We start from the raw sequence: 18599 nt of genomic DNA on the forward strand, positions 1-18599 counted from the left end.
GCGCTTCGTCACGCTCGCTTCGAGTTATGCAAAAGCTGTGCCATATGATCCGGCGCTCGCGTGTGGTGGCTCGGCGGGGTGCTGTTCTGGGTGGGCGCGCGCCTTGCGTGCGACCGGTGTGTTGGGTTCAAGTCCTTGATTCATATGACATCTGTGCTGGTTTTTCTGGCGGGTCCACGGGGCGCGACACCCTTGGTGAGCGACCTCGAAGCGGTGGGTGCCCAGGTGGTGGCGGTGATCGACACCAGCAGCAATTTGGTGCGGGAGGTGGTGCGCCATGCACCAGACCTGGTGGTGGCCGACCTGCCGTCGCCCGGCGACGCCTGGTTTGAAGCCTGCAAGAGCCTCGGCTCGGTGGCGCCCTGCCCGGTGCTGGTGTTCACCGCCGACGGCGATGCCGCCCACACCGAGCGCGCGGTGGCATCGGGCGTGCACACCTGGGTGGTCAACGGCTACGGCGCCCAGCGCCTGCGCCCGCTCATGCAACTGGCCCAGGCCCGCTTCAAGCGCGAGCAGGCCCTGCTCGAAGAGCTGCGCGACCTGTCCTCCCGCTTTGAAGAGCGCAAGGCCGTGGAGCGCGCCAAGGGCATCCTCATGAGCGCGCGCCAGGTGTCGGACGACGCGGCCTTCGAGATCCTGCGCACCGCTTCCATGCACAGCAACCAGCGCCTGGGCCAGGTGGCGCAGCACATCATCCAGTCGGCCCACTTCGCCGAGGGCGTGAACCGCGCCGGGCAACTGCGCATGCTCTCGCAGCGCCTCGTCAAACACTGGCTGCTGCGGCTCGCGGGCGTGCAGGCTGCGCACCACCTGGCGCTGCAGGCCGATTCGGCCGAGCGCATCGACGCCAACCTTGCGTTGCTCGGCAAAAACCTCTCACAACCCACCTTCGGCGACCTGCTGGCCCAGGTGGTGGCCACCTGGAAGGCGCTGAAGAAGGCGCTCAAGGCCGAGCCCGCGCCGGAGCAACTCGCGGCCATCAACGCGCTGGCCGAGCGCCTGCTGCAAGACGCCGAGCGCCTCACCGCCAGCCTGGAGAGCGCGGGCAGCGTGGTGCCGCTGCGCATGCTCAACATGGCCGGGCGCCAGCGCATGCACTCGCAGCGCTTTGCCAAGGCGGCGCTGCTCGGTGTGCTGGAGGCGGGTGAACAACAGCAGCACCAGGCCGACGGCGAGGCCGCGCGCCAGGCGTTTGAGCAGGGCCTGGCCTACCTGAATGGCCTGCCGCTCTCAACACCCGAGATCCGCCGCACGCTCGAATCCGCCGCCCAGGGCTGGCAACAGGTGGTGACCGGCGCCGACCACGTGCGCCGCCCCGCCGGGCGCGACCGCCTGCTGCGCCTCGAAGGCCTGGCCAGCGCCAGCGAAAGCCTGCTGGACGATTTCGAGCAACTCTCAGCCCAATACGAACGCAGCATGCAAATGCTCATGGGCTGAAGCATGGCTTTTCACATTGATATCGGTTTCGTCTGCCAGACCGGCCGCAAAGACAAGAACGAAGACTTCTGCGCCGCCATGCTGCCGCCTGCGGGGCAGGAAGACATGGGCTCCATCGTCGCCATCGCCGACGGCGTGAGCACCGGCGGCATGGGTGGCGAGGCGGCGCAGACCACGGTCACCAGCCTGGTGCGCAGCTACCACGACACGCCCGAAACCTGGGACACCACCGTCGCGCTCGACCGCGTCATTGCCGCGCAAAACACTTGGCTCGCCGGCACCAACCGCCGCCGCCAGCCCGCCATGGGCCTGACCACGCTCACCGCGCTGGTGCTGCGCGGCCAGTCGTACACCGTGGCCCACGTGGGCGACTCGCGCTGCTACCTGCTGCGCGAAGGCCAGACCCTGCTGCTCACGCACGACCACGTTGTCAACCACCCCGACATGCACCACCAGCTGCTGCGCGCCGTGGGCCTGGAAGACCACCTCGTGGTGGACTACCTGCAAGGCGACCTGCAGTTGGGCGACACCTTCGTCATGCTCACCGACGGCGTGCACGGCAAGCTCTCCGAACGCCAGCTTGCCGAGTGCGCGGCCCCCGCAGGTCTGGCCACAGGCGCCCAGCCCGCCGCCGAGCGCCTGGTGGCCCAGGCCCTGGCCGCCGGCAGCGACGACAACGTGACCGCCATGGTGGTGCGCGTACTCGACCTGCAAGGCCCCAACCTGCAAGACGCCAGCCGCGCCGCCCAGAGCCTGCCCGTGCCGGCCAAGCTCAAGGTGGGCGAGCGCATCGACGGCCTGGCCGTCACCGCCACCGTGGCCGACAACGGCATAAACCTGCTCTACCAGGTGCGCGACCCGGCCAGCCAGGCGCTCTACGCCCTGAAAACGCTGCACCCCGCGCGCGCCCACGACCAGGACGAACGCGCCATGCTCGCGCACGAAGCCTGGCTCGCCAAACGCATGATGTCGTCGCGCGCGGCCGGCCATCTGGTGGCCCTGCACGACCACCTGCCCAACAGCCAGCCGCGCACCGCGTTGTATGTGCTGTACGACTGGCACAGCGGCGAAACCCTGCAACAGCTGCTGGACCGCCAGCAAACGCTCGGACCGGTGCAGGCCGTGAGCGCCGCCATGCAGGCCCTGCGCGTGCTCGGCATGCTGCACCGCCAGGGCGTGATCCACCGCGACATCAAACCCGCCAACCTGCACCAGGGCGACGACGGCGTGCTGCGCGTGCTCGACCTCGGCGTGGCGCTCAGCGGGCGCGAGCCCGAGAGCATGCGCCGCCTGCACGCCGGCACACCCAGCTTCGTCAACCCCGAGCAATGGGGCCACAACAGCAAGGCCGGCGGCGGCAGCGCCACCGAAGGCGAGCCCGAGCTGCCCGACGCCCAGAGCGACCTCTTCGCGCTCGGCGTCACCCTCTACCAGTTGCTCACCGGCAAGCTGCCCTACGGCGAGGTGCTGCCCTACCAGGTGGGCCGCTACTACCGCGACCCCACCGCCCCCAGCCGCCACAACCCCGAAGTGCCGATCTGGCTCGACCACGTGGTGCAAAAGGCCGTGGCCCGCGACAAAAGCCAACGCTTCGAAACCGCCGAAGAGTTTTTGCTCGCGCTGGAGCGCGGCGCCTCACGCCCGCTTACCGTGCCCCCGGCTTCCGCGCTGCTGCAACGCGATCCGACGATGTTGTGGAAGCTGCTGCTGGGGTTGAGCGTGATGTTCAATTTGCTGCTGGTGTATTGGTTGTTGTTTTTGCCGAAGTGAGTGGGCGCGATTCGGCTGCCGCTTTCGGCGTGGGTGGGTGAATTGATCGCGCATTGCGATGGACAGCTTTCGGACTCCTATGCATAGATCGCAACTATGTTGAGTTCTCTGTCAGGCTGATCGTCCTATCGAGGGGGCGAGTGGACGATAAGTTTGTGTGTCTGTTTCGACCTGACTTATGGGCAGCATCGCATTTCGTGTGATCGTGACGCCTCTGGAGCAACCGATTGATTCGTGAAGCGCTAATGCCATTTCAAACTCCTGTCGCGCCAGATCAAAATCGCCATCTACCATAGCGAGCTTTCCTAGAGTGCCATGTGCATTGCCTTCCGCCTCCTTCAGGGTTAACGCCCTACGAAGGGCTGCTTCGGCGTCGCGATCAAACTCTTCAGCAAGTAGGTTACAAACCTCGATCTCATCGTCCTCTGGAGCAGCAATGGCCGTGCCATTCGCCAATTTCTGCTCATGTTGCTCACGACGGCGAGCGGCCTCCTCAACGCTGACAAGTTTGGTTCCGACGAATAGCCGTCCCTGAAGAGGATCTCCTTTGCACAGCACAAGGGCTTGAGCAATGTAGTCTCGCGCAGTGTTTGCCTGGCCTCGCATGCCGGCGATAGCACCTAGATTGCACAGGTAGACTGCCTCGACAACAAAGTCCTTTTGCTCGACAGACATTGTGCGTGCGCGCTGTAGGTATTCTTCACTCTTGTCGAGTTCGCCACGTTGACTAGCGACATGCGCCAGACCTTCGAGGATGCGGCGATGCTCAGTCGACGCAGCACTGGCGTCGATCACGCAGCCTAAGTTGTAGACCCGCTCACTGAAGAATTCGACTATCCAAGGTGCTTCAATCTCTGTTGGTGCTCGCTGCTCGCCTAACTGATCTACAGGCACAAGCCGCAAGACCCACTTCGAAATTAGCGATGGCTCACGCCGCAAAATTTCAATAATGTTGAGCCCGGCGATCATGATGCCTCTGATTGTCCATATGTATGCCTCGCGGCTGACACTTGGGTGATCAGTCGTGAATCGAGCGAGTTGCATTTCGGGCGAATCCCCTGCTGTGAAAAGCGTTGACAACCCTGCCGGTATCGAATACCACATCTGAGTAAAGGCATGCAGTGCCTTATCCAACTGACCAATCCACAAAGATACCTCACCCAGCCGACTCCAGCCTAAGGGGTTTGATGGGTCAATTTCGGTGCAGCGCTCGTAGGCATTTGCAGCTTGCAAATGATCTGAGACGAAGGAGATATCTCCCGCATCAAGCCACCGGGACGCAGCACGACCACGAGCCCCTTTCGCTGCGTTCTCGAGATGAACTGCAGCGTTGGCTTCGTCTTCAGCAAGGCGGATAGCTTCGATCGCGGCATCTGCATAGAGCCCGTCGTGGCTCAGCTGCATAGCAGCTGAGCCACGAACTTTGCCGCTTTCCGCGAGCCGCCTTAAGGCTTCCAATACGTGATCAAGGGGCTCAACGCCTATCTGACTTGATTTGCGTCCATTGGCAAGGTCCGCCTGAATGGAGTTCAGCTTGGCAAGTATTTCTCGCTGGGCTTGATCTTGCTGCGCGATGAGCAGTTGCGCCTGCGCTTGCAAATGAAAGTCTGTGAGGAGTGGTTTGCAAAATTCCTGCACAGCAGCAGTTTCAGCTGAAGCTTTCCATTCGCGCAGGTGCTCTGCTGAAAATGCTTCGCGGTTGTGATCGACCATGCGGGCACAAGCAACACAAAGCCAGATCCCGTTCTCGATGGATGATCGCTCCACCCCAGAAATGCTTTCGTCGTAACGAGGGCCCTTTGGTGAAGCTGCGGTAATGTGTGCCGCGTCGCCTCCTCGAAGTACACCAGCAAGCCCGGCTCCTGGAGCCGCTGTGGGGACTCGGCATTCTGGGTTGGAGCAGCGATGCGCGACGCGCTCCCGAAGCGAGGCCTTGATTGACTCCTTGAAATTGTCCCGTGGCATTTGTCAATTGTGCCTTCTCAGTGGTCACCAACTCCCAGACCCTCTCCTCCTTCAGCGCATCCGGAATTAACCCCATCCCGCGTCTTCAGGCTGGCCAAATCACCTACCTGCCGGTGGCCATCGGCGCGCGCCTGGCCAAGGAAGACCTCGCGAGTCGCGACCTGTTCGTGATCCTGGAAAACGACTACGGCATGTCGCTGGGCCATGCCGACCTGCAGATCGGCTCCACGCTGGCCGACGAACGCCTGGCCGGGCAACTGCAGGTGGAAGAGGGATCGCCGGTGCTGGTGATCGAGCGAACCACCCACACCAGCGACGGCACCCCCATCGACTACGAGCACCTCTATTACCGCGGCGACGCCTTTCAGTACAAAGGTGCGCGTCGATCGCGCGCCCATCTGAACCACGTTCTCAGACTTGAACAACACCGAAAGGTCAACATGAAAACCATCGAACTTGAGTACGACATTGTGGTGATCGGTGGCGGCACCGGCGGCCCCATGGCCGCGGTGAAAGCCAAGGAGAAAAACCCCAAGCTGCGTGTGCTGCTGCTGGACAAGGCCAATGTAAAACGCAGCGGCGCCATCTCCATGGGCATGGACGGCCTGAACAACGCGGTCATTCCCGGCCAGGCTACGCCTGAGCAGTACACCAAGGAGATCAAGGCGGCCAACGACTGCATCGTGGACCAGAAGGGTGTGTACGCCTACGCCGCCAACAGCTTCGCCATGATCGAAGAGCTGGACAAATGGGGCGTCAAATTCGAGAAGGACGAGACCGGCGACTACGCCGTGCGCAAGGTGCACCACATCGGCAGCCACGTGTTGCCCATGCCGGAAGGCTTGTGTTGGGCGCCATCGAGATGGCGATGCGACTTTAGAACCCCCCGCCTGGCCCACGCATCGTGATCGGCAGCTCAACCAGACGCTTGGGCGTCAGACAAACCGATGAGGGACTGACTGCGGCCCATGGGCAGGCTGAACCAGAACGTCGCACCGTCGCCGGGTGTTGCCTCTGCCCAGATCCGACCACCGTGGCGCTCGATGATTCTGGAGGTGATGGCCAGGCCAATCCCGAGGCCGGGCACGGTGGGGTCGCCATGCAAGCGCTGGAACAGGCCAAAGAGCTTGGGGGATTGGGTCATGTCGAACCCGATACCGTTGTCGCGAACAAAGTAGGCGTCTCTGGTGGCCTCGTATCCCAGGTGCACGCGCGGTGGTTGGCGATCGCGGGCGTACTTCCAGGCGTTGTCCATGAGATTGCGCAGCGCCTGCTTGATGAGTTTTTGATCCCCGATGGCGTTGGGCATCGGATCAAGCGTCACATCGACGCCCCCTGCTCGAAGTCCGAGCTGGTGGTCGATGTCTTTGGCCAAGGCGTTCATGTCCACGCTTTCCCCTCGGATCTCTGCACGAACGACCGCCAGCACATCGAGCATTTCGGTCAGCATCTGGCCCATGCGTGCCGACGAGCCCACAATGCGCGCCAGGGATTTGGTCCCAGCTTCGCCCAGGTGTTCCGCCTCGCTTTCGAGCAAAACGGCTGCGAAGCCGTTCACCGAGCGCAGCGGGGTTCGCAGGTCGTGGGCGATCGAATAGGCGATGGCCTCCATGTCGCGGAGCGTGCGCTCCAGATTCCGGGTGCGGTCCGCGACCAGGTGCTCAAGATTCTCGTTGAGTGCGTTCACCGCCTCCTGCGCCTTGACCCGTTCGGAGATGTCGATGTGGGTGCCGGACATGTACAGCGGCTTTCCGTCGCTGGCCCGCCGATGCACGCGGCCGCGCGTGTTGATCCACACCCAGTGCCCGTCTTTGTGACGCATGCGGATGTCGCATTCATAGAACGGGGCTCGCCCGGCAATGTGGTGATCCCTCGCCGCGTCGGCCCGAACCAGGTCGTCCGGGTGCACGAGCCGCTTCCACGTGGCATGGCTCACCTCTCCAAGCTCTTCGAGGGAATAGCCCACCATCTCGGCCCACCGGCAGTTGACCTTGAGTTCGGATGTTTCCAGATTGTTTTCCCAGGTACCGGTGCGCGTGGCTTCCAGGATCCAGGCCAGCCGCTGCCGTTCGGTCGCGAGCTCCTGCTGCGTCAGCATGTAGGGCGTCACGTCGGTGATCGTTCGAATCGCCCCCCCTTCAGGCAAGGCGCGGGTGCCCACCTCGAGGTACCGACCCTGCCTGGTTCGGCGCAGGTAGATCTCAGGCGCTTCGACATCACCCGTGGATTTCACATACGCCCGGCCAACAGGGTCCACCAATTCATACGATTCACCAAAGTCGCCTCGTTGTGCCAGGTGCGCCGCCACCTGGGCATGGGTCGGACCAGATGCCATGAAGGCGTCTGGCACATCGAGCAGTTCCAGTATCTGGCGGTTGTAGAACGAGATGCGTTCGTCTGATTCAAGCTTGGCCAGACCTTGGCTCATGCTGTCCAGCACGACTTGCAGGGCCCGTCGCTGGGTCGAGAGCTGATCGGTGGTATCGGCCAGCCGCTTCAAGGTGCTGGCTCGCTCGCTGTGCGCTCGCCAGGCCAACAACATCTGAGCGGCCGCCCGGGTCAATGGTTCGAGAAAGCCCAGTTCATTGATCACGGTGTCGGGCTCGGAATGTTCGAGGCCGATGAGTCCTATCAGTTCCGACTGGGCCAGCAGCGGCACCAGCACCATGGGGTCACCCGTGCGAGAACCCTGGTGCAGCGCCGCGTGGCTGGGATGCCTGGCTTCCAGCACCACCGCCCGTCCATCCGCCAGCATGTCGAGGGTGGCCGTGTCGTCCAGGCTGAAAGCTTGCGGCTGGCCTGCTGCGCTCAGGAAAACGCCCTCCAGCTTGGTTGGGAGCTGTTGCACTTCGTTCGCCCTGGTCGCCATTTCGGCAAGGAAAGAGGCTGAGGGTCCTACGACTTCGCCAATGCTTTCCAGTAAATGAACGAACACTTCCGTCTTGCCGTCGGACGTGATGTAGAGGCTCAATGCCGTGCTCACCGCCTGCAGCAGCTGCTGTTGGCGCTCCATCGCCGAGCGCGCGTTCCGCTCATCGGTCACGTCGGCCACGTAGCCATGCCACAACACGGATCCATTGGCTTGTTTGCGTGGTGAGGCCTCGAAGCGGAGCCAGCGCTCGGCGCCCGACGGCAGGCAAATCCGGTAGTGTTCGCGCAGGTTGAGGCCCAGGGAGGCGCAGCGATCCAGGTCGTTCAGAAGGCGCGGGAGATCTTCGGGGTGGGCGCGCGCGAACAACGCGCGCGGGTCTGTCTTGTGCTCGTGGGGCCCGAGTTCGAGCATCTGTTCGGCCTGGTCACTCAGGAACGTCACCTCGGTCTGGCCGTCGGGGCTTCGATGGACCTGGTACATCACCCCGGGCACCCGCTGCGCGATCTCGTTGATCAGGTCGAGCTGCGACTGCAGTGCTTGTCTGGCCTCGATTTCAGGCGAGATGTCCTGCACCACGCCGAAATCGGCCTCGCGATTGCCTGGCACCCGGGATCGACCCATTCGGCCGCGCAGCCAGCGGGTCTGGCCCTGTGGCGTGATCCAGCGGAAATCGACCGACCTGCCGTCCATGGCCTCTCGGGCTTTCAACCAGGTCGGAAGATCTTCTGGGTGGATGCCGCTGCGAGCAGTGGCCTTGTCGAGCGGGGAGCAGCCTTGCAAGCCCGTGATCGCATGCAGCCCCTTGCTCCAGGTGAGTTCGTCTTTGCCAGCCTCATTGGTCCAGGCGCCCACCTGGGCAAGTTGCTCAATTTCATCGTGCAGCTCGAGGCGCGCGCGCAAAGCCAGATTGGCATGCGAGAGCTCATCGAGTGTGCGCTGCAGGTCCGTTCGGACCGCCGCCTCTTCAGACACCTCGGTCAAGCTGGACACCAGCAGCTCGGCGTTCTGGGTGCGCAGCACCCGGTTGCGGACGCGCACCAATTTTTGTCCGCCTGCGGCAGCGCGCAGCGCAAAAATGCGCTTGGTGTCATCCCGATGGGCCAGATAGATCTGTTGCTCGTCGTCGCACCAGAAACCGAGCTGCGTGAATGTGCTCCCCAAGACGCTGGCGCGCGGGATACCCGCCAGCGAGCACCATTCGCCATTGACCGCAAGGATCAGCCCGTCAGAAAGTCGCGAGACGGAGCACGCCACCGGGACGAGGTCAAACACCTCTTCATAGGATGGCTGCTGGATGCCCTCCGGCACGCCTGTGTCGCCCGCCATTGGCGACTCAGGTTTTTCGATGCTCGGCTGGTGGAGCCAGGACGACATGCTTGGGGCCGGTTTTCCTGCTGCCGCGACCCAGAGCCTTCAGCAGCAAGCCATACCCCCTGAGTAAATTGGTCTCATGCTTTGGCATTCATACCAAAAAATGGAACCTTTTGCACGAACTTTCGCTGCTTGCGGTGGTGGTGGATACATGTGAACCAGGGCGAAGGTGCTCGCTGGGCGGCGATGCAGCTTTGGGGGCAACACGTTTGAATTCGGGGCCGGATTCAAGCCTGAAATGCGGCGCCCGCCAAGGGTATGGTCTGGCAGATGTAGGCAACCCTGCCAAGGCCTGGGCTACGATCCCCGAAGGCTGCATTTCAGCCTTGCATCCACCCTGTCACAGGAGCTCAGCGTGCCACTCATTTGGTCATATTCCATTGACGGTGTCGACTGGAATGAACTCGCAGCGCTGTATGACGCTGCGCCGCTCGGAAAGAAAAATCCGACCGGCCTGAAGACAGCGTTCACCAACAGCATGTTCAAGTGCTTCGTCTATGAAGAACAAAAGCTCGTTGGCGTCGGGCGGGCGCTGGCGGATGGTGTGGACTGCTCATACATCTGCGACGTCGCGCTGCTTCCCAGCCATCAAGGGCTGGGTCTCGGCAAAGACATCGTGGCCCAACTGGTGGAGCTGTCCAAGGGGCACAAGAAGATCATTCTTTACTCGGTGCCCGGCAAAGAACCGTTCTACAAAAAGCTGGGGTTCAAGCGCATGAGCACCGCCATGGCGATCTTTGAAGATCAGGCTGCGGCCTTTGAGCGGGGGTATGTCAACGAGACCTGACGGGTCGCATCGACGGTGCATTCGCAGCCCTCGGATGGCAACGCAAAGAACCTATGCCGCCGTCGCGCCCCTCAAACCTTGAAGGAGATCGGTGCTCATGAGAATGCTTGTTGTGTTGTTGGCGCTGCTGGCCGTGGGGCTTCTGGTCGCCCGTCAACTCGGTGGCGGCTCACCCGCCCGCGTCGAGAAGCCGGCCACCGTGTCGGATGGGGTTGCTCCTACTGTCCCCGCCATGCCCGTGAGGCCGCAGGATGTGCCCGCGTTTGAGCGGCAGGTGGAGGGCTATGTCAACGATCTGGCGGCCGAGCGGGCCCAGCAGCTGGAGCGGGCGGAATCGGGGAAATGACGGGGTGACCGCCCGCTGGCCTCAATCCCCCGTGCTCCGCCACACCAGCCCCAACGCTTTGACTTTCTGCCACGCGCTGGCGCGCTCGTCCGAGAGCACGTCCAGAAAGTCCGACAGGCGTTTGGACTTGACCATGGTGTAGATGGTCAGCGCGGTGGTCAGCGCAAACACGGTGACGAAGATCAACAACTTGCGGTTCATCGGGGCCTCGGCTTCGGCCAGCAGGTTCATGCCCAGGAAGCCGGTGGTCACGGTGCCGATCAGGCCAAAGATGGTCACCACGGTCAGCCGCACCACGGTGTTGGCCTGGCGCCGCAGGCTGTCGGCGTCCAGGTACTGGTTCATTTCGCCAATGCGCTCCTTGACCTCGGTGTACAGCGGGTCCAGGCCGAGGTGGTTGGCGCACATGTGAAACAGGGCGCGCACCTGGGCCTGTTCAGACACCTCGTGAAACCAGTACCGGTGCGTGAAGCGCAGAAAACTGGCAAAGCTGTCGCGGATGGTGCGCTTGAAGCGGCGCACGCTGGCGGCGTCGGCAATGTCCAGGTTCTTCAGGGCCTCGGCCAGCCGGTCCGAAAACATCAGCAGCGCCGCTTTCTGAAAATGCGCAATCAGGAACAGCAAAAAGTGCTGGTGCCGGAACTGCGCCAGCACGCCCCGGTCGCGGCACACATAAAACGGGCTGTTGGCGTCGCCCAGCACCAGCAGCGAATGGCCGCTGCACAGATACCGCGTGTTGGGCGCGGCGCCGCCGTTGCTCCAGAAACGGTCGTAGCAAAAGCGCTTTTCGAAGTCGGCCAGGTGCTCTTCGGCATAGGGCAGGCTGGCGTCGTCGCTGGAGGTGGCCGCCCCGGTCACCAGCCCGAGGCGGATGACGTCGTTGCGGCTCAACGCGCGCGGGTTGTCGAGCGCCAGAAAGGCGAGTTGCGGCATGCGGTAGTACTCGATCTGGCGGTAGCGCAGGGGCCCGCTGCGCTCGGAATGGTCGCTCACCAGAGGCTCCAGCAGCCAGGCCCAGTGGGCGGCAATGCGCGGGGCGCGGTGGCTGCTGACGTGGGCCATGAAGAGGTCGCGCTGGTTGGCATCGGACTGGGCCAGCACCTGCCCGGCGGCGTCCAGCCACTCGGCGCTGTAAAGGCAGTGCTGCGCATGGCCGTTGGCGTCCCAGCCGGCGGGGTAGCCGCGGCCAAAGCGGTACAACAGCTCTTGCGCCTGGGCCAGCGTCAGGTCGCTGGCGCTGACCTCGACGTTGAGCAGCACCAGATCGAGATCGAGAAAAAAGTACAGGTCCACATGCACGATGTCGAGCGTGATCGGCGGTGCACCGGGGCGCAACACCGCCCGCACGGCGCTGACGTCGCTGCGCCTGAACACCCGCATCGGCGAGCCGGTGGCAAGGCTGCCTTGTTGCCCGCGTCCTTCGCCATAGAGGAACCGCTGCACATAGGGCAAGAAGGTCACGAACTCGTTGTAGTGGCGCTCATGAAAACGACCGCTGTCACCGGTGAATTCGTCCACCACCTCGCGCCAGGGTGAGGCCTCACCCATGTCCGCCAGCAGCTGCCAGGGCTTGGCATGCCGGCCCTCGGAACCCCGCACCGGCATCAGGCGCAGGGGCCACAACAAGACCTGGCGAAACGCCCGCACGCTGGCGGGCTGGGACTCAACTGACATGGGTGGCCTTTCGTTCTGGATCACGTTTGCTGGCACAGCGCTTGCAGCGCAAGCGCCGTGCGTCGAATGATAGGAAGTTCGGCCCTCATTGCGTGAGTGCGCGCGCGCATTTCACTGAGACAGCCGTTTAGACTGCCGCAAGCGCGCGAAAGGACCCGCAGAGGTCGCTGGCTTCCCAGCCGCCCCACCGTCACAAAGGGACCCAGATGCAGATACTCACAAGCTTGTTGACGCTGATCGTGCTGGCGAGGGTGCTCGGGCACCTGTTCACGCGCTGGGGCCAGCCCGCCATCGTCGGCGAGATGCTGGCGGGCATCGTGCTCGGGCCGGCGGTGTTGGGCTTTGTTGCACCGAACCCGGCGCTCTCGGGCATTGCGTCGCTGGCGATCTTTCTGGTTGTGCTCGACGCCGGCCTGGAGATGAGCTTCAAGGACGTGCAGGCCGCCATGCGCGGCCGGGGCTTCATCGTCGCCATGATCGCTTTCTTCCTGCCCTTCGGCGCGGGCGCGGCCGTGGCCTGGGCCTTCGACCAGGACCTGATGCGCACCATCTTTCTGGGGCTGTGCATTTCCATCACGGCGATGCCCGTGGCGGTGAAGATGCTCGACGAAATGGGCTTGCTGCAGACGGCCATCGGGCGTTATTCGGTGTCCACGGCGGTGATCAACGACATCCTCGCGCTGTTCATTCTGGGTGTGTTGCTGGCGCTGCCGGCGCAGTCAAGCTGGGCGGCGATCCTGGCCACCGGTGGGGTGGTGGCGCTCAAGCTGCTGGTGCTGGCCTTGGCCGTGCTGGGCCTCAATGCGCTGCTCAACCTGCTGCACCGGCGCGGGGTCGAGGTGTCGGCCGGGCCCGAGAAGCTGGCCGCGATGTTCGGGCCCGAGGCCGTGTTCGGCATCGTGATCGTCTTCGTGTTGGCCTTCGGTTCGCTCAGCGAGAGCCTGGGTTTCCACTTCGTCATCGGGGCATTCTTCGCGGCCCTGCTGCTCGACAAACGCCAGTTCATGCCTGCGCGGTATGCCGACCTGCGGCGCACGCTCAGCTCGATCACGGGCGGCTTTCTCGCACCGGTGTTCTTTGCTTACCTGGGGCTGGAGTTTCAGATCTCGGCCCTGGCCGACATCGGCTTCGTTGCCGCGGTGCTGTTCGCCGCCATCGCGTCGAAGGTGCTGGCTGGCTGGCTGGGCGGGCGCGCCATCGGCATGTCCAGCCGCGAGGCCCTGGGCCTGGGCTTCATCCTCAACGGCCGGGGCGCGATGGAGCTGGTGGTGGCCAGCATCGCGCTGGAGCGCGGCTTCATCGGCCAGGGCATGTTCTCGGTGCTGGTGCTGATGGGCGTGGTGACCACGCTGCTGGCCCCCATCTCGTTCAACGCCATCGTGGACCAGAAGATGCGGGAGCGTTACCGCGAGACCGGCCAGTTGTGAGGACACCATGGGACTCTTGACCTTCAGCATCAACGTCACCCTGGACGGCTGCGTCGACCACCAGGAAGGTATCGCCGACGACGAGACACACGCCTTCTTCACCCGCCTTATGGACGAGAGCGGGGCCATGCTGTGGGGCCGCGTCACCTACGAGATGATGGAGAGCCACTGGCCAGCGGTCGCCCGCGGCGACGTGGAAGCACCGCAGGCAATGCGCGAGTGGGCGCTCAAGCTGGAAGCCAAGCCGAAGCACGTGGTGTCGTCGACGCGAAAGGACTTCCCGTGGACCAACAGCCACCACATCGCCGGCGACCTGCGCACGGGTGTGCAGAAGCTCAAGGACGCGACCCCGAACGGCGTGCTCCTCGGCAGCGGCAAGCTCGCGACCGAGCTGGACCGGCTGGATCTGATCGACGAGTACCAGTTGCTCGTCCACCCCAGGATCGCCGGCCACGGCCCGACCCTCTACGAGAGCGGGCTGCCCAGCACGCGACGGCTCGAGTTGATCTCAGCGAAACCGCTCCGCTGCGGCGCGGTCGCCATGCACTACCGGCGCGCACGCTGACTCGGCGAGTGGTCATGTCGCCTGACCAAGCGCGGTTTTCAGGCGTCAGTGCACCGTCGAGCTCATCGCTTCCATGGCCTCCGCACGCGCCGGAACCGCGTAGCTCAGGGGCGCCAGCGCGGCCTGGATGCGCGCCATCTGCGCCGCGCTGACCAGCCCGCCCAGCACCTTCTGGAAGCGCGGCTCCAGGGTTCCGGAGACGATGTACTGCCAGCGGTAGGCCTTCAGCAGCGTGGCGTTCACCTGCGCGGCGCGCTCGCCGTCGGGGGCCATTCCGCTGACGGCCAAAAAGTAGGCTGCGTCGGCCTGGGCCTGCCCTTGCAGGATGCCGTCGACGCCGCCGACCAGGGCGATCAGGTCGTCCACCGCCGCGTCGCGCTGGGCGTCGGACGCCAGCCGGGCGTCTTCACGCGCCCATTCCAGCTCGTCGATGATGGCGTGCTGCGACTCTTCTTTCCAGTGGAACAGGAACACGTCTTTGAACAGCGGTGACAGGTCTTGGGCGGCGTCGATGCTGGCGCGGTAGTGCGCCTGCGAGAACAGCTCGATGTGGCAGATCAGCGCCAGCACGGCCCAGGTGCTCTTGCCCAGCACGAACCCGGCCACGTCGTTGGGCGACACGTCGAAGCGGTAGCCGGCCGGCATGTCGGCGGCCACCAGCCGTTCGATGCGGCGGAACAGCTCCTGGTGCTTCAGCTCCTCGTCGGTGAAGCGCACGATGGCCTCCAGCGCGGTCTGGTCGCCGAGCCAGTGCTCGCGGCTCACCTCCAGCATCTTGGCGCTGATGAAGCGTTCGACCAGACCGAACATGTTGGCGTAGGTGCGGCCCTGCACCTGGCTCAGGAAGCGGTGCTCGGCCGGGCTCAGAAAAGGCAGTTCGTCGGCCAGCGACAGCCCATCGGGCAGGAAGGTGTGGGCCAGGTCGAAGCTGCGGCCACGGATCACGTCGCGGTCGATGTCCCAGCGGATGCGTTTGGAGACTTCGATGGTCTTGGCGTAGCGTGGGATGTCCAGGGTGGTGGGTTGGGTTTGCATGGTGTTTCCTCTCGGGGTTGGATACGTCCTGTCGACGTGATCGAAGGATCCACCGGCGCGCGCGCTGGCGCATGGGGCGGATGTCCCACGCCCTCCATCGGGTGGAGCACGGCGCGCCCCTGGCCCTAGGACGGGCGACCCATGCGCGAGACAATCGCGCATGCCCGCTGTCCAGCGTCCGCCACCGAACCTGCGCCAGAGCTTGCGTTTCTGCACCGCGGCCGACGGCACGCGCATCGCGATCGCCTCGATCGGTTCCGGCCCGCCGCTGCTGCGGGCCGCGCACTGGCTGAGCCACGTCGAACACGACCTGCACAGCCCCGTCTGGTGGCCCTGGCTGGCCGAACTCGCGCGCGATCACCACTACGTCCGCTACGACCAGCGCGGCTGCGGCCTGTCCGACAGCGCGGTGGTCGACTTCTCGCTCGACGCCTGGGTCGGCGATCTGGAGGCCGTGGTCGACAGCCTGGGCCTGCGCCGCTTCCCGCTGATCGGCATGTCGCAAGGCGGTGCGGTGGCCATCGCCTACGCCGTGCGTCACCCCGACAAGGTGTCTCACCTGGTGCTGCCGGGTGCCTACGCGCGCGGCGCGCTGCAACGCGCCAGCAGCGATGCCGAGCGGCTGGAGGCACAGACCCTGGTCAACCTGATTCGCCTGGGCTGGGGGCGCGACAACGCCGCTTTCCGCCAGGTGTTCACCAACCAGTTCATCCCCGGCGGCACGCCAGCGCAACACCAGTGGTGGAACGAGCTGGAGCGCCTGACGGCGAGCCCGGAGAACGCCGCGCGCACGCTGGAGGCCTTCCACCGCGTCGACGTGACCGAGCTGGCGCGCCAGTTGCGCGTGCCCACGCTGGTGCTGCACGCGCGCGGCGATGCGCGTGTGCCGTTCGATGAGGGGTTGCGGCTGGCGGCGCTGATCCCGGGTGCGCGCTTCGTGCCGCTGGAGAGCGACAACCACGTGCTGCTGGACACCGAGCCGGCGTGGTCCACCTTCCTGGCCGAACTGCGCGGTTTTCTGGGCCACGCATCAGCCGATGCCACCGACGGCGCCGGTGATGTGGCGCTGACACCAGCCGAGCGAGAGGTGTTGCGCCTGGTGGCCCAGGGGCTGGACAACCCGGCCATCGCGCAGCAGTTGAACAAGAGCGAGAAGACGGTGCGCAACCAGGTGTCGAGCATCTTCGACAAGCTGGGCGTGCACACGCGGGCGGAGGCGATCGTCTACGTGCGGGACCGCGCGCCCTGAGGTGCTGGAGGTATGCCAGCAGGGCGTCACTGCCCCCAGAAAGCATCTTCTTGCGTTGGGTCGCTGGAGAACAGCCGCACTTCGACGATCTTGCCGCCCTCGATGCGGATGAGGTCCACACCCGGCTGCTTGAGCTGGATGCCGTTGGCCTGGCCGGCGAACTCGATGGTGATGGCCACCCAGTCGCCATTGGCCATGTAGTGATCGGCACGGGTGATGGCGAACGTGCCCTGGGAGACTTCCATCATCTTGCCCAGCATCGGGCCCACGGCGGCCATGCCGCGGTGCGTGCCGGAGAACGGGTTGCTGCCTGGCTGGTGCCAGATCACGTCGGGCGAAATGAGGTTGCCCAGCGTGGCCTGGTCGCCGTTCTGTATGGCCTTGATGTAGGTCTTGGCGATGTCGATGGTGTTCATGCTGCGTTCCTGTATTGACTTGTTGTGAAAGATGGTCATTGTTGGACAAAACATCCCCGATGAAACGGTATATGCCGGACAATGAATGATACTTTTTGGCCATTCCCAACAAGGCCCGTGCAGGGCGGTCAAGCGGCACTGCTCGCGTCGATCAGCATGAAGACGAACACGGATATCGAGCGCCTGGGTTATCGACCGCAAGCGCCTTACCAACTCGACCTGGAAGTTTTTTCCATTGCCGACCTGAGGCAACGCGGCAAAGAGCAGGTGCGAATGACCCACCGGTACGAGTTCCACACCTTGGTGTGCGTCACGCAGGGAACCTGCACCCAGGTGGTCGACTTCAAGTCCATCGCCTGTGAGCCGGGCTCGCTGCTGGTGTTGCGAGCAGGACAGGCCCACAACTACGGACAGGGAGAGGATTGGGACGGCTGGAACGTGCTGTTCCGGCCTGAATTCGCCTTGCCCGTTTCGACGGCCTCTCACGATCTCAAGCTCGAGCCCGACTTGAAGAGCCTGCCTGAACACATGGTCCTAAGCAGCCCGGATCTGCAGAGAGTGACGGGCTTGGTTCAGCAGATGCGTGAGGACACGTTGATCGACGCCCCGCATGAGGACGTGCATGCCTTGCTGCGTCATCAGCTCTATGCGCTCTTGACACGGCTGAGCATTCTGCAAGGTGGACGACAAGCAAAAGAGGCGCCGGTCTCTCGAGCATTGCAACGTTTCAAGCGGTTCCAGCAGCTGGTGGATGAGCGCTTCGCGCAGTGGCATCAGGTGGGGGACTATGCCGACCCACTTGGCTTCACCGAGAAGAGCCTGGCGCGCGCCGTGGCTGCATCCACGGGCACCACGGCCAAAGCCTTCATCGCAGCACGGATCGTTCTGGAGGCGAAGCGCTTGCTGGTGCACACGGATTTGGCCGTCGCCACCATCGGCGACAGGCTCGGCTTCGACGAACCCACGAACTTCAGCAAGTTCTTCAAACGCGAGGCGGCGTGCACCCCGGCAGAATTCCGGCAGAGCCAAAGAAAGACAGGCTGATCTCGGGACATCCTCCCGTCGTCTCGATCAGGTTCTCGACTGGATTGAGTCGGTAACCGCGCGAAGCTTCATGAGGCCAAATCAGGCGCTCCCACTGGTCGCCCGGGCCAACAAAGAGGCATTGTCTGGCGGTGCCATCAGCTCGCCTGCATCGGTTGGAACCGGTCCGCGCGGTCGACCAGGCTGCGCATCTGCTCCGCCGCATGGATGGTGAGCGCGTGGGCCGTGTAGCCCGGTCGGGGTGAGATGTAGCTGGCCATCTCGCGCACCAGCGCCTGCTGCTCGGGCGGCGCGTTGGCCAACAGCGCGATGACCATGTTTTCCAGCGCGATCACGCGCACGCGCAGCTGCACCAGCTCGGCGTTGCTCAGGTCGGGGCTGTCGTTCGGTGCGGGGGGCAATGACTCGGACATGAGAGGCTCCTTTCAAAACAACACACGGCTGCGCAGGGTGCCGGGTACGCCCGCGAGCTCGGCCAGCGCCAGGTCGGAGTGCGCGGCGTCGATGTCCATCACCACGTAGCCCACGTCTTCGCGCGTTTGCAGATACTGCGCCGAAATGTTGATCTGGTGATCGGAGAAAACCCGGTTGATGCCGGAGAGCACACCGGGCACGTTGCGGTGGATGTGCAGCAGGCGGTG

General features: G+C 64.1%; 15 protein-coding genes and 2 pseudogenes. 10 read left to right on the forward strand and 7 right to left on the reverse strand.

The features are described from left to right. Positions 1-144: 144 nt before the first annotated feature. A complete protein-coding gene (locus B0E41_RS07765) occupies positions 145-1437 on the forward strand; it encodes a type IV pili methyl-accepting chemotaxis transducer N-terminal domain-containing protein (RefSeq protein ID WP_077330509.1) in 1293 nt (430 codons plus the stop codon). A gap of 3 nt (positions 1438-1440) precedes the next feature. Continuing rightward, positions 1441-3207: a bifunctional protein-serine/threonine kinase/phosphatase gene (locus B0E41_RS07770; protein WP_077330510.1), complete on the forward strand. Its 1767-nt coding sequence runs from the start codon at positions 1441-1443 to the stop codon at positions 3205-3207. Between the two features lie 111 nt (positions 3208-3318). On the opposite strand, the gene B0E41_RS26520 is transcribed toward B0E41_RS07770, so the two are convergent. Then, positions 3319-4920, reverse strand: coding sequence for a tetratricopeptide repeat protein (locus B0E41_RS26520; RefSeq protein ID WP_143433720.1), 1602 nt, complete (start codon positions 4918-4920; stop codon positions 3319-3321). A gap of 341 nt (positions 4921-5261) precedes the next feature. Here B0E41_RS26520 and B0E41_RS27080 point away from each other — a divergent pair. Beyond that, a pseudogene (locus tag B0E41_RS27080) lies at positions 5262-5543 on the forward strand (UTRA domain-containing protein); the annotation flags it as partial. A 69-nt stretch (positions 5544-5612) separates the two neighbouring features. Beyond that, a pseudogene (locus tag B0E41_RS27085) lies at positions 5613-6014 on the forward strand (FAD-binding protein); the annotation flags it as partial. A gap of 74 nt (positions 6015-6088) precedes the next feature. On the opposite strand, the gene B0E41_RS07785 reads toward B0E41_RS27085, so the two are convergent. After that, positions 6089-9370, reverse strand: a complete 3282-nt coding sequence (locus tag B0E41_RS07785; protein WP_171984701.1) for a PAS domain-containing protein — start codon at positions 9368-9370, stop codon at positions 6089-6091. A 400-nt stretch (positions 9371-9770) separates the two neighbouring features. On the opposite strand from B0E41_RS07785, the gene B0E41_RS07790 reads away from it, so the two are divergent. Together B0E41_RS07790 and B0E41_RS07795 are read left to right on the forward strand one after the other, a co-directional pair. Continuing rightward, positions 9771-10202 (forward strand): GNAT family N-acetyltransferase, encoded by a 432-nt coding sequence (locus B0E41_RS07790; protein WP_077330514.1) that lies wholly within the window; start codon positions 9771-9773, stop codon positions 10200-10202. Between the two features lie 97 nt (positions 10203-10299). Continuing rightward, complete coding sequence (locus tag B0E41_RS07795) at positions 10300-10548, forward strand: hypothetical protein (protein ID WP_077330515.1); 249 nt, start codon at positions 10300-10302, stop codon at positions 10546-10548. Between the two features lie 21 nt (positions 10549-10569). On the opposite strand, the gene B0E41_RS07800 is transcribed toward B0E41_RS07795, so the two are convergent. Beyond that, entirely contained in the window at positions 10570-12222 is a 1653-nt protein-coding gene (locus B0E41_RS07800) for a hypothetical protein (RefSeq protein WP_077330516.1), read from the reverse strand. Between the two features lie 206 nt (positions 12223-12428). Here B0E41_RS07800 and B0E41_RS07805 point away from each other — a divergent pair, with 206 nt between their 5' ends. Beyond that, positions 12429-13649, forward strand: coding sequence for a cation:proton antiporter (locus tag B0E41_RS07805; RefSeq protein WP_077330517.1), 1221 nt, complete (start codon positions 12429-12431; stop codon positions 13647-13649). A 7-nt stretch (positions 13650-13656) separates the two neighbouring features. Next, positions 13657-14214 carry a dihydrofolate reductase family protein gene (locus B0E41_RS07810; RefSeq protein ID WP_077330518.1) on the forward strand — a complete coding sequence of 186 codons (558 nt, stop codon included), beginning with the start codon at positions 13657-13659 and terminating at the stop codon, positions 14212-14214. Between the two features lie 45 nt (positions 14215-14259). On the opposite strand, the gene B0E41_RS07815 is transcribed toward B0E41_RS07810, so the two are convergent. After that, entirely contained in the window at positions 14260-15249 is a 990-nt protein-coding gene (locus B0E41_RS07815) for a hypothetical protein (RefSeq protein ID WP_077330519.1), read from the reverse strand. A gap of 160 nt (positions 15250-15409) precedes the next feature. Between B0E41_RS07815 and B0E41_RS07820 the strand changes: the two genes are divergently transcribed. Further along, positions 15410-16498 (forward strand): alpha/beta fold hydrolase, encoded by a 1089-nt coding sequence (locus tag B0E41_RS07820; protein ID WP_077330520.1) that lies wholly within the window; start codon positions 15410-15412, stop codon positions 16496-16498. A 26-nt stretch (positions 16499-16524) separates the two neighbouring features. Here B0E41_RS07820 and B0E41_RS07825 read toward each other — a convergent pair whose 3' ends face one another. Beyond that, entirely contained in the window at positions 16525-16914 is a 390-nt protein-coding gene (locus tag B0E41_RS07825; RefSeq protein WP_077330521.1) for a nuclear transport factor 2 family protein, read from the reverse strand. 81 nt (positions 16915-16995) lie between these two features. Between B0E41_RS07825 and B0E41_RS07830 the strand changes: the two genes are divergently transcribed. Beyond that, positions 16996-17958 (forward strand): AraC family transcriptional regulator, encoded by a 963-nt coding sequence (locus B0E41_RS07830; protein WP_077330522.1) that lies wholly within the window; start codon positions 16996-16998, stop codon positions 17956-17958. Positions 17959-18095: 137 nt separating this feature from the next. On the opposite strand, the gene B0E41_RS07835 is transcribed toward B0E41_RS07830, so the two are convergent. Beyond that, the gene (locus B0E41_RS07835) at positions 18096-18371 is read right to left on the reverse strand and encodes a hypothetical protein (RefSeq protein ID WP_077330523.1); all 276 of its coding nucleotides are present in this window, start codon (positions 18369-18371) and stop codon (positions 18096-18098) included. A 12-nt stretch (positions 18372-18383) separates the two neighbouring features. Next, on the reverse strand, positions 18384-18599 hold a 216-nt coding region (locus B0E41_RS07840; protein ID WP_143433722.1), incomplete at its 5' end, for an ACT domain-containing protein.

The sequence above is a fragment of the Hydrogenophaga sp. A37 genome (genome assembly GCF_002001205.1).
Classification (GTDB): domain Bacteria; phylum Pseudomonadota; class Gammaproteobacteria; order Burkholderiales; family Burkholderiaceae_C; genus Hydrogenophaga.